This window comes from Eubacterium sp. AF19-12LB (assembly GCF_003479125.1).
In the GTDB taxonomy this organism is placed as follows: Bacteria; Bacillota; Clostridia; order Lachnospirales; family Lachnospiraceae; genus Eubacterium_U; species Eubacterium_U album.
Genome location: NZ_QUGP01000001.1, coordinates 383,468 through 394,032, shown reverse-complemented (window position 1 = coordinate 394,032; position 10,565 = coordinate 383,468). Strand labels below are relative to the sequence as shown.

Annotated in this window: 10 protein-coding genes; all 10 read right to left on the bottom strand. The window is 40.3% G+C overall.

What is annotated here, in order from left to right:
* Nucleotides 1–424 precede the first annotated feature (424 nt).
* Entirely contained in the window at nucleotides 425–2,800 is a 2,376-nt protein-coding gene (locus DWX29_RS01675; protein WP_077326136.1) for a VirB4-like conjugal transfer ATPase, CD1110 family, read from the bottom strand.
* 92 nt (nucleotides 2,801–2,892) lie between these two features.
* Complete coding sequence (locus tag DWX29_RS01670; RefSeq protein ID WP_055062573.1) at nucleotides 2,893–3,405, bottom strand: PrgI family protein; 513 nt, start codon at nucleotides 3,403–3,405, stop codon at nucleotides 2,893–2,895.
* Between the two features lie 12 nt (nucleotides 3,406–3,417).
* A complete protein-coding gene (locus DWX29_RS01665; RefSeq protein ID WP_055062572.1) occupies nucleotides 3,418–3,828 on the bottom strand; it encodes a DUF4313 domain-containing protein in 411 nt (136 codons plus the stop codon).
* A 12-nt stretch (nucleotides 3,829–3,840) separates the two neighbouring features.
* Nucleotides 3,841–4,683 (bottom strand): hypothetical protein, encoded by an 843-nt coding sequence (locus DWX29_RS01660; RefSeq protein ID WP_004611540.1) that lies wholly within the window; start codon nucleotides 4,681–4,683, stop codon nucleotides 3,841–3,843.
* Between the two features lie 54 nt (nucleotides 4,684–4,737).
* Nucleotides 4,738–5,115, bottom strand: coding sequence for a hypothetical protein (locus DWX29_RS01655; RefSeq protein ID WP_005340540.1), 378 nt, complete (start codon nucleotides 5,113–5,115; stop codon nucleotides 4,738–4,740).
* Between the two features lie 238 nt (nucleotides 5,116–5,353).
* Entirely contained in the window at nucleotides 5,354–6,220 is an 867-nt protein-coding gene (locus DWX29_RS01650; protein WP_117715711.1) for a hypothetical protein, read from the bottom strand.
* Nucleotides 6,204–6,728 (bottom strand): flavodoxin family protein, encoded by a 525-nt coding sequence (locus DWX29_RS01645; protein ID WP_014081098.1) that lies wholly within the window; start codon nucleotides 6,726–6,728, stop codon nucleotides 6,204–6,206. Before DWX29_RS01645 ends, DWX29_RS01650 begins: the two co-directional genes overlap by 17 nt.
* Before the next feature lie 107 nt (nucleotides 6,729–6,835).
* On the bottom strand, nucleotides 6,836–9,031 hold the full coding sequence (locus DWX29_RS01640; protein ID WP_118565020.1) for a VirD4-like conjugal transfer protein, CD1115 family: 2,196 nt from the start codon (nucleotides 9,029–9,031) through the stop codon (nucleotides 6,836–6,838).
* Between the two features lie 6 nt (nucleotides 9,032–9,037).
* Nucleotides 9,038–10,156: a PcfB family protein gene (locus DWX29_RS01635; RefSeq protein WP_118565019.1), complete on the bottom strand. Its 1,119-nt coding sequence runs from the start codon at nucleotides 10,154–10,156 to the stop codon at nucleotides 9,038–9,040.
* Nucleotides 10,156–10,560 carry a hypothetical protein gene (locus DWX29_RS01630; protein ID WP_117715718.1) on the bottom strand — a complete coding sequence of 135 codons (405 nt, stop codon included), beginning with the start codon at nucleotides 10,558–10,560 and terminating at the stop codon, nucleotides 10,156–10,158. Before DWX29_RS01630 ends, DWX29_RS01635 begins: the two co-directional genes overlap by 1 nt.
* Nucleotides 10,561–10,565 lie beyond the last annotated feature (5 nt).

Genomic DNA, 10,565 nt, shown 5'->3' with positions numbered 1-10,565 from the left:
ATTTCCTCACCTTACACAAAATGTGCCTTTCTTTCTTCTAATGGCAATACTATCATACTGTATTTTTTGTGTCAATACATTTCACCTTATGGAAGTGCAAATTCAAATTTTCTTTTCCCTAATAATTACAAATATTCCTTGGAAATTGCTTCCACACCATACATTTCCATAAATGCATCCAGGTCCGCTGCATCCCCAATCAACATATTCTCGTCAAAGTGTACGATAAGCATATCTTAAAATCCAGCCACATGTTCTCCGGTACAAATGATACATTTTAGAACTGCTTCCTTATTTATTTTTCATATCGAATCTTATATGCTTTCTTCTTAAAAATAGGGAATATCTAATTTATTATCATCAAGGTCGGACATTCATCCGACCTCTTGATTATACTATAGATTCTATAAAAATTCATCTGTTATCACTGCAGCATTGCTTCTTTTTTCTTCTGTTCCGCAATCTTCTCATGAATGTTGGTATTATACAGCCTGTACAAATCCGTATCCTTGCTGATCTGATTATCAAAGGGAATTACTACCGAACCACACTTAATAAGTCCCATTCCAGAGGCGGTATTAGTTACGAACCGAAGCTGTGCCTCTGATACCCCGATAACCTCCGCCATCTTTGAACTATCTGTATTTGCCTGCTTCAAGAGTGCCACAAACTCAGAGTTTGCAAGCATTGTGGTTGCTGTGTAATTCTGCAACAGATCGACAACATTCTGCGTGATACCGGTACAAAGACCTCCCTGCTTTCTTACCTTCTTCCAGAGCTGCTGCAAGTATTTTGCAGAATACTCGGAATTAAGCAGAACATGGAACTCATCAATATAGAGCCATGTTGCCTTGCCTCTCTTGCCATTCTCAACAATCCTGTTCTGAATGGATTCCATCATAACAAGCATTGTGATAGGACTAAGTTCTGTACCCAAGTCCCTGATGCCATATACTGTAAATCTGTTATCCACATCCACATTTGTCTGGTGATTGAAGATGTTAAGCGAACCATTTACGAAAAGCTCTAGTGACAGTGCAATGTCCTTTGCTTCCTCCTCCGGCTGCGCCATAAGGATATCGTAAAAATCACTCATCACCGGGATATACTTCTCTTTGCTTCTTGCAATGTCGATATACAGCTTTCTTACACATCGGTCTATGATTGACTTCTGTCTTGAATTTAAGCTGTCTCCGATACACTGCTCACAAAGACCAAGCATAAACTCGCCTTTTTCTCTTACCATTCCCTTGGAATCATTCGGATCAAGGCTCCATACATCCATCTCCAGCGGATTCACATAGTTATCCGTGTAAGTGGACATATTTACCACTGTTCCACCATAAGTCTCAGCAATATCAAAGTATTCGTTCATTGGATCTATGACGATTATCTCATCATCTCCCGACAAGAATACGCTGCCCATTTCCATCTTACAGAAGAAGGATTTACCGGAACCCGGCACTCCGAAAACGAAGCCATTTCCGTTTATCAGCTTCTTTCTGTTACCGATATTCACATTCTTGCTGATCTGATTGATACCATAATAGTTCCCTGTGCTGTCATTTAATTCCTGCACATTGAATGGCATAAGCACCGCAAGTGACTGGGTAAGAAGGGTACGCATTGTCTCCACCTGTCTTACACCAATCGGAAGCGCTGTGTTGAGTGCCTCCCTCTGCTTTAAGTAGTGTGTATCAATCGTACAGCTGTTACGCTTTCCGATAGTCTCCACTGTCTCACAGACGCTATCAAGCTCTTTTTTGCTCTCTGCCATAAGAATAATAGTAACTCCCACGAAGAAAAGGCACTGGTCATTCTCACGAACATCATCCATGATTTCCTCAATCTCCTTTTTCTCCGTTCTCTTGGCATATGAAATTTCCGTAGAAAAGTCGTTATTCTTATTACGGACTCTCTGCTGCTTAATGATATCCGACTCAATACCAAGGTATTTCTTCTGAAGCACCTTTGTAGTCAAATCCTTAGGAACAGGCACCACATCAATGCTCGTGATGGAATGAACCGGAAGGGAAGTAATCTCATTGATAAATCTGTCTGACAAACTGCTCGGATACTTTTTGATAAAAAGTGCCTTGCAGAATTTACTCTCATCCTCAAAATGGTCCGGGAAATATTTCACCATCCCATTGCACAGATCATTTCTAAAATCTGCTCCGACCTTCTTTGCCTTTTTGATATCAAAATCAAAGCTGCCCTCATCTCCAAGATGATAATAATCATAGAGCACTTTCAGTCTCTCATTGCCATTAAGCGGAACAATCTCTGCCCCAAGCTCAATGAAAGCCTTGTGTATCGTTGCCTCAAGGGTAGCAAACTGTGCCTTTGCCTCCTCGAAGTTCTTTCTCTCAATCGTGATTGTCAGGTATCTCTCCTGCTCAATCCCCTGTCTGCCCTCAATAATCTTCTCCTCAATGATGTCATTGTAGATTCTTCTATAATTATTGAAGCCATCGTTTTTCTCAGCAATCAGAACCTTGTCACGGAGTTCATCCATGTTTTTGTTCTTATTGTTGATCGTAATCTTATAATTACAGTCCAGCGAATTTAGGAACTTGCAATACCTCTCGAAAATACCGATCTGCTCATCCTCCGTTGCTGTCGTGTAATTGATGTCCTGAAAGCGGTAGCATTTGGAATACTTATTTTTGCTCACTTCAAAAATGCCGTTTTCAGCCACCGCCATAATCTCTATGGTTTCCTGAATGGATTTAGGTGTCTTATACAAAGGCTCACTCGCCTTCTTTAATAACTTAAATCCGTCTGTAAATAAACCCATGTCTCTAACCTCGCTTTCTTATAATGAAAGCCCGCCGGGAACTTCACCCTGCGGGCTGTGTTCCCGACCTTGCGGTCAGATACTATTCGTTTCTAATGCATTGCCTTATATGCTGCAATGCCTGCTGCTGCCGCCACAATGACTGCGACAAGTCCAAGCAGCATGTTTCTCGTCTTTTTCTTCATTGCTTCAAACTCCTCCTGCTTCTTTACAGCCGAATCAGCTGTTACAGTCTCCGGTTCAGCCTTTCTGCCTTTCTTCTTTACCTGTTCATTCTGTTCTGCTTCTAACTGCTTTATTGCAGGCTCTCCCTCTGTTGATACATAGGTAAGTGTCCTGTTCCCAAACATAAAATGCAGCTTCTTTCCCATATACTCGTAGAAATTCATCCCGTTAAAGGAATAGAATCCGCCAAGTGCAATCGGTGCCACACAGGGAATTGCCACATAAGCAGAACCCGTAAGACCGATATACTTGTAAAGAAGAAGGACGATACCGCCACCGACTACTACGCTTGCAATGGAAAATATAAGCTGCCTTGCAGTAAGTCCCATCGCAACCGATTCCTGATAGCGGTCAATATCCTTGTTTACTTCGATTACCATTGTCCCTGCCTCCTATCTTGATAAATCCTTTGTCTCCGGCTTTCTTGTCATTCCAATATTCGCCTCATACTTATCCATTCCATCCGGACACAGTTCTCTAAGCTTATCTACATTGAACAGATAAAGCGGATATTCGCAGAAACCACTCCTTTGCGTGAATCCTGTAAACTCTCCAATGTCATTGTCTGTAATAAACTTTTCAATATCCGGCATGTCATTCACATTCAGATATCCGCAGTAATTTGGTGCTGCAACCGACAAATTCACAGTCACATCCCCAAAATGCTCCTCATGTCCATCTTCATTACACATAAGACCAATAAACATTGCCCTGTTATTCATATACTGCTGGATATCAAATGTCACCTGCGTTTCTCCGGTTATGCTTGAATTATAAGTAACCTGTTTCTTTTCATTATCCATTTCTGCCTCCTTCTATAATCCAAATGCCTTGCTTGTAAGTGTCTGTGCTCCCTTCACACTTCCAACAGTCATTGCTATCGTAAATGTCATTTCACACAGATAGATAAGTGTCTGTGCCCAGTCAGCGTAACTTCCTGTAAATGCCGGAAGTCCTGCATTGATAAATGCATTACATACCACAATTGCAAGTGCCATCGTTACTGCCTCGAATACACACGAAAGAAAATATTTGCAGTAGGTAGCCATTGTATGACTGACCATTCTGTTTCCTGCCATTGTGGAGCATGCAATCGCACCAAGCGGCACAATAATCAGTATCTTTAAGAACCTGAAATACACTGTGTAAATGATAAAGAATCCACAGATAATAATGATGATTGCAAGCAAAGCTGTAAGTATCAGCATTACCAGACTCTCACCAAATCCGAGTCCCTTAATGATGTCTGCCTGTGTACTGTCAATGGCAAGCTGCGTCGTTGTCCCGGCAGATATAAGTCCCACCAGATTTCCTATGGAAGTAAAAAACGCTTTCATAATCGTGACATTATTTGCAACAAACCATTCTGCAAGTCCCAGTCGGATAAGCATACGAAATATAGACTCAAACCTCATCTCATCTTTTACATCTATGCTTTCCGAGCAGAAACCGATAACAAAGAACAGCACAACGAGGGAAGAGCCGACCGCTACAAAGACCGGCTCAATACCCTCAATAACTGCCCAAGGACCTCCGCCCTTGAAACTGACCGGTGACTGTCCAAGCATTGCAAAGACCAGGGATATCTGATTGTTCCAAAACCCAAACACCGCCTCAAGAAGTGCAAGGATCTTGTCTCCAAGCTTAAAAATATCCATACTTGTTATTCACCTCTTTCCTTTTACTAAAAGGGGAACTCTTTTTCCCCAATCTTAGAAGCCTAAGAATGTCAGTACTGTTGAAATACCAGCCATCATGACACCTGCTACAATTCCTTTCAGTGCAGAGTTCATAGTAGATGAATCCTGCTGCTGATAGGCTTGTGCGAACTCCATGACATTCTTTGCAAGAATGATGACACCAACAGCACCAATGACTGCAATGATAAGTGTCTTTAAGTTCTCAAGCGGCTGTGTTACTGCGGAAGTACCTGTACCTGCTGCAAAACAAGTAGTGCTCATAAGCATTACTCCCATAAGTGCTCCGGATAATGCCGGAACGAATCTCTTTTTAAAGTGAATGAATCTGCTCTTCATGCCTTTCTCCTCCATCTGATTGTTGTTTGTCGTAATAATCTGTTCTTTTCTCATGTTGTTTGTCTCCTTTTTGATAAAAAAATAAGCTAGCAGGGATAATCCCTAACTGGCTGTTAAAAGTTACTCTATATGATCAGGCAATGCCTGTTGTAATGATTAAATCGGGCTTTTCCCGATGTGTTTAGCTGTAACCACCTCCTTTCAAGGCGCAAAAAAAGCACCTTAACCTTTATTGGCTAAAGTGCTTGTATTAGTTTGATATTAAATTGTTGTGAGTCAGACAAACAGAAATTTAACTATTTGATTTATGTTCTTCATTATACCTATTAAGTATTAGATCTGCTCTTTTGTTTATTTTGTCCAACATGGTTTTCAAGCATTCTTCTACCTCTTCTTTTTCTAGTGGACATGGATAAGATAAAGATTGACCTTTAAAAAACGTAATTCCACTAATTCTGTTTTTTTTGACTTGGTAATACATACTCAAACAATATTTTTCTTGGTTTTTAATAAAAAAGCTATGCCAATCTTTAACGATTTTATTGTCTACTTTTTGTAAACTACCTAAGTGATAATACTCTAGGTCTTTTCCAGCATCAACACATAGTTGTATCTTATCAATCATCAACGGTAAGTAATCTCTTACATCACCTAATAGTCCTTTTACAGAATTAAACCTTTCTGGACAAGGCATAAAATTCGCTACAGTATGACACATATCTGCCAATTTTAAAATATCTGGATATTCTTTACATAAATCATTTACTTGACCTCTTTCCTCTGAGTTTTCTTTGAAGTATTTTTCTGGAAACGAATCATATCCCCAATCAGTATTATGATGTTTATAAATTTTTACATTCCCTGCTTTTGCTATACGATATTTGCCCGGATATTTTAATCTCATTGCATATGAAAAAGTTATCCAAAATGAATTAATTACATCATAACTTACATTTTGGTTCCACCCTAATTCTTCATATAATAACTTTGCACTTTTTCCATTTTCGACATCAACTTGTTCTGATATAAAATACTGGAATAATTTTTCGATTGCATTAATCTCTTTGAGATCTTTTTTTAATACATTTTTATTGATTTTCAAAAAATAATTCTCCTTCAATTCCTGATTTTCATCACAAGCTTTATAAATCTTTTCCAATATCCTCAAGCTCTTTCATAGCATCCTGATTTTTAGAAAGCTCATCCTTTGCTGTTGCATAATATGACTTCTGGAAAAGCAAATCCCATGAAAGATATTTTGCCATACAGTCAAACTGCTTATCAATCAACTCATACTGGATACTGTCAACTGGAGAACCGCCTACAACAATCGTGCCAACTTTTTTATTTTTTAACTGCATTCCCCGGCAATAACACTTATCAATAATAAGTTTCAATTGTGCTGACATTCCCCACCAATAAACCGGTGTTGCAAAAAGGATCATATCTGCGGCAGCAATTTTATCAATTGTAGGATTTGTATCATCCTTATCTACACATCCCTTAGAACATTGACAGGCACCACAGCCCTTGCATGGTGCAATATTAAGTTTGTCAGGTTCAATGATTTCAATTTCGTTTTTTTCAGATGCTCCTTTTACAAAAGCCTCAATCGCTGTAAGAGTGTTTCCTTTTCTTGCACTTCCATTTATAATGATTACTTTCATCTCGCAAAGCCTCCATTCTGCTTATCATATAAGCAAATAAGTTCTAAATAATAATTTTTCTCACATAGGCACATTATACCACGGTTTCTGTGCCTATGCGATAACATTTACTGCTTCTTTCGATATGAACTCATCTTCTCCACAGTAACCTCCGGATAGAAATACGTCAGAATCGTTGACTTTGGAACACCTGCAGCAAGAGCTTTCTTCACTTCCTCTTTCTGCTCTGGTGTATATGACCAGTGCAGCATTCGGTTTGTGATAGTATCCTCCCACTTAGGCTTTTCCCTCTCTGGATTCCTTACAGGCTTAGCACCAGCACTTCCATTAGAAGAGTTGGCACTTTCTGTAGTATCAGACTTCTGCGACTCATCGACATACTCAAGCTCATTTGCCTGTTCCCTGTCAATCTTTGCTTTCTGCTCTGCTTCATCCTGCATGGAGAATCTCCTGCTTAATTCCGCATCACCAAGCATCATAAACTGCTCATAGGTAAGAGAATCAATATACACATTCTCGCCCTTATCCTTCAGTTTTTCATAATACTTAACTGCCTTGTCTGAAAGAATCTCAAATGGCGGACCGATAAGATTATCTGCTCCTCTTATCTGATGAACATAAGGCTCTCCCTTGCCATCTACTGTCTGGTTAAACATCGGATGATTGAATGGTATGAACTTATTATCCATGATAGGATCAAAACCACGGATAAAAATAATGCACTTTTTGTTATCCAGTTTTCTGACTTCGTCCGGTGTAAACAGCTCTCTTCCTAATACATCATAGTTTCTTGAAGAGCTTCCCTGTCTGCCCTTTGTCTCTCCACTTGACTTCTTATCAATCGTACCTTTTCCAAGCAACTCTGACACGTATTTGTGTGTACTCTGCTCATTTCCACCAAGATAGATGAAAGTATCGCAGTTGCCGGGAATTGTCTCCCAGGTATCTTTAAAAAGTGCCTTTAGCTGGGCAAAGTTCTGAATAATGATAATACTTGAAATCTCACGACTTCGCATTGTCGATAACAGCGAACAGAAGTCATCTGGCAATGCGACATTTGCAAATTCATCTAACATAAATGTCACATGGATTGGCAGTCTGCCTCCGCAGTTAAAGTCTGCCTGATAGTACAATTCCTGAAATATCTGCGTGTATAACATACCGATAATGAAGTTATAGGATTTGTCACTATCAGGGATTACACAAAAGAGGGCTGTCTTTGTCTCCCCATCTCCATTCACTCCAATACCGATATCTGACAGATTAAGCTCATCTTTTGAGAGTAATCGTAAAACCTGCTTATTCTCAAGAAATGCAAGTCTTGAGTTGGCACTGATGATAATGGAACGGACTGTATCTCCTGCACCTCTCATACATTTGTTGTACTGCTTGACTGCCGGATGATTGGCTCCAAGTGGAGAACTTTCCTCTAAAAACTTCATACGCACATCCAGCTTTGATGCCTTCCCCTGCTCTGTAACCTCTGCCTCTCCAAGAAGTTTAAGTACTGTCTCAAAGTTTCTCTTTGCCGGCTGTACCTCCAGCCACACATAATAAAAGATAGCCTGTAAGAACAATCCTTCCGCTTTTTCCCAGAACGGATCACTTGGTGTCGCTCCCTTTGGTGTCGTATTGCTGATAAGGTTTGTAATCAGCTTGACCACATCTGTTTCCTCTCTGATATAGGAAAATGGATTGTAACAGTCTGATTTATCCATCTCTAACAGATTAATGACTTTCAGGTTATATCCGTTATTTTTTAACATCTGCCCGCAGCTTCTAAGGATTTCTCCCTTTGGATCGGTACAGATAAAGGAACAGTTATGCGGCATCTGCATCAGATTCGGCTTTACTTCATAAAATGTTTTTCCTGCTCCGGAACCACCACAGATAAGGATATTTCCATTGAGCTTGAGTCTCCTGAAATCCAGCGACATCTTCACATTTTGGCTGAGTATCCGGTTGAAATTTTCATCCTTATCTGCAAGTATCTTGTTGACCTGCTTCGGATTTTCAAATCTTGCCGTACCAAATTCTTTGCCAGGCATATAGTTTCTCTGACTGGTGTAATACATGACAATAGCCATCGCATAGATACCTAATGCAATGGCTACTGCTTTTACTGTATTAGAATTGTAATAATTGGCAAAAGGAACAGCACATACTTCATTGAATCTGTCCATAAATTCATTAAAGGCAATCCCTTCCGTCCACGCACCATTTATCAGATAACCAAGATACCCTGCTAACACTGCACCCACAAGAATGAATATCAGTGACGGCTTTTTCTTTGTTGTCTGCATAGGCTGCTACCTCGCTTTCTTTGTGGTAACAGTTTTCTTCTGCGCTGTCTTTTTCTGCTGCTTCTGCACTTTCTCGTAACGCTCCCTGACAGATGATTCCACCTTATCATAGTGAGTATAAAGCTCGGTTCCTTTCTGGGTTGTCACCACACGATTCTGCTCATCGTAGAGCTTATAATCCTTGGTTGAATCAAGGAAGGTAAGCATTGTCTTTCCACCATGAATCTCCATGATGTTTTCCTTACGGAGCCATACATATTTTGCCTCTTCTCCCCATGTGCCGGGAACTCTGGTCTTAACAGCATGGTCATTCTCTTCTATAATCAGCTTCTTGCTGATAGTCACATCTGACAGGTTCGCATTCTTTGATGCCGCAACCGCCCTCATTCTCTCAGCAAGGTCCTGATAACCTCTGACACGATTAATAAATGCATCCTTGTCCATCATTACTGTATGGGTGCCATCTTCATTCTTGCTGCCAAGCACACCGATTGTCTCAAGCTGTCTGATAACACTTTCAGCCTGCTCACCATTGATACTGAAATTCTCCTTGACCTGATCCACACTGATAGCTTTCTTTTCCATTGCAAACATTCCTACCTTTTCAATCAGTCCGTCAATAGCGGAATTAACCCTATCCCCTTCTATCGTGTGGCTTTTCTCGTTTCCCTGCTGTTTCTTCAAAAAATCCATCAGCTTGCCAAGTGATTTTTCATCTCCATTCTTCAGATAATCGTCAAATGTGGCAATCTTGCCAAACTTGAGCTTCTGTATCATCATATTCACACGTGGAACTGCCTCTGTATGAAAGATTACCTCACTCAGTCCGTCTTTCCTGTTGCAGTCCGGAAGTACTGAATAGAGTATTCCATACTTCTTTGCCATCTTTTCAACCTTTTTCATATCTTCGGTATTAAACTGTAACACCTGTAAATCACCGCCCTTTAAGAGCAGCTTTCTCATGGATGTCTTGCCAAGTGACTTCTCATAATCAAGCATCCCTTTTAAGAAATCTATTGCCTTCTGCATGGCAGCTATTCCTCCACTTCCTACCTTCATGGCAATCTCAATGCCATCATAAGCAACACGGATGATCTGCACCGCTTCCTGAATCTCTTCTGCCATTATCGCACCTCCGCTTTCTCTCTGACTGTTGTTTTAAGTGTTTCTGTCTCTGTAGTACGGATCTCCTCGGCTGATACATCAATACCATAAGCATTCAAAATATCTGCCAGATGATTAATTGCTTTTTCCTCCTCGATACGGTACATTTCAAGTGCCACAAGCAGGTTTTCCACCTGTTCCACCCATGCAGGCTTCATATCATATTTAGCCCTGTATGTGACCATAATCTCGTCCGACTCAGCCTTATCCGCCGAATGTGCCAATGCTTCAATAAGAGAAATCGTATCTTCCTTGCTGCCGCTTCTGAATGCGAACTGGACAACAAAGTTTTTCTCTTCCTCTGTAAACTGATGCTCCACACCATTCATCTCTGTTACTGCTTCATTTACTACTGCTAAATTCATAAGTA

Excerpts from the sequence above, each read along its gene's own strand:
- DWX29_RS01635 (WP_118565019.1), bottom strand. The coding sequence starts at position 10,156 with ATGGCAGAAGAGATTCAGGAAGCGGTGCAGATCATCCGTGTTGCTTAT.
- DWX29_RS01670 (WP_055062573.1), bottom strand. The coding sequence starts at position 3,405 with ATGGTAATCGAAGTAAACAAGGATATTGACCGCTATCAGGAATCGGTT.
- DWX29_RS01675 (WP_077326136.1), bottom strand. The coding sequence starts at position 2,800 with ATGGGTTTATTTACAGACGGATTTAAGTTATTAAAGAAGGCGAGTGAG.
- DWX29_RS01630 (WP_117715718.1), bottom strand. The coding sequence starts at position 10,560 with ATGAATTTAGCAGTAGTAAATGAAGCAGTAACAGAGATGAATGGTGTG.
- DWX29_RS01660 (WP_004611540.1), bottom strand. The coding sequence starts at position 4,683 with ATGGATATTTTTAAGCTTGGAGACAAGATCCTTGCACTTCTTGAGGCG.
- DWX29_RS01640 (WP_118565020.1), bottom strand. The coding sequence starts at position 9,031 with ATGCAGACAACAAAGAAAAAGCCGTCACTGATATTCATTCTTGTGGGT.
- DWX29_RS01645 (WP_014081098.1), bottom strand. The coding sequence starts at position 6,728 with ATGAAAGTAATCATTATAAATGGAAGTGCAAGAAAAGGAAACACTCTT.
- DWX29_RS01655 (WP_005340540.1), bottom strand. The coding sequence starts at position 5,115 with ATGAGAAAAGAACAGATTATTACGACAAACAACAATCAGATGGAGGAG.
- DWX29_RS01665 (WP_055062572.1), bottom strand. The coding sequence starts at position 3,828 with ATGGATAATGAAAAGAAACAGGTTACTTATAATTCAAGCATAACCGGA.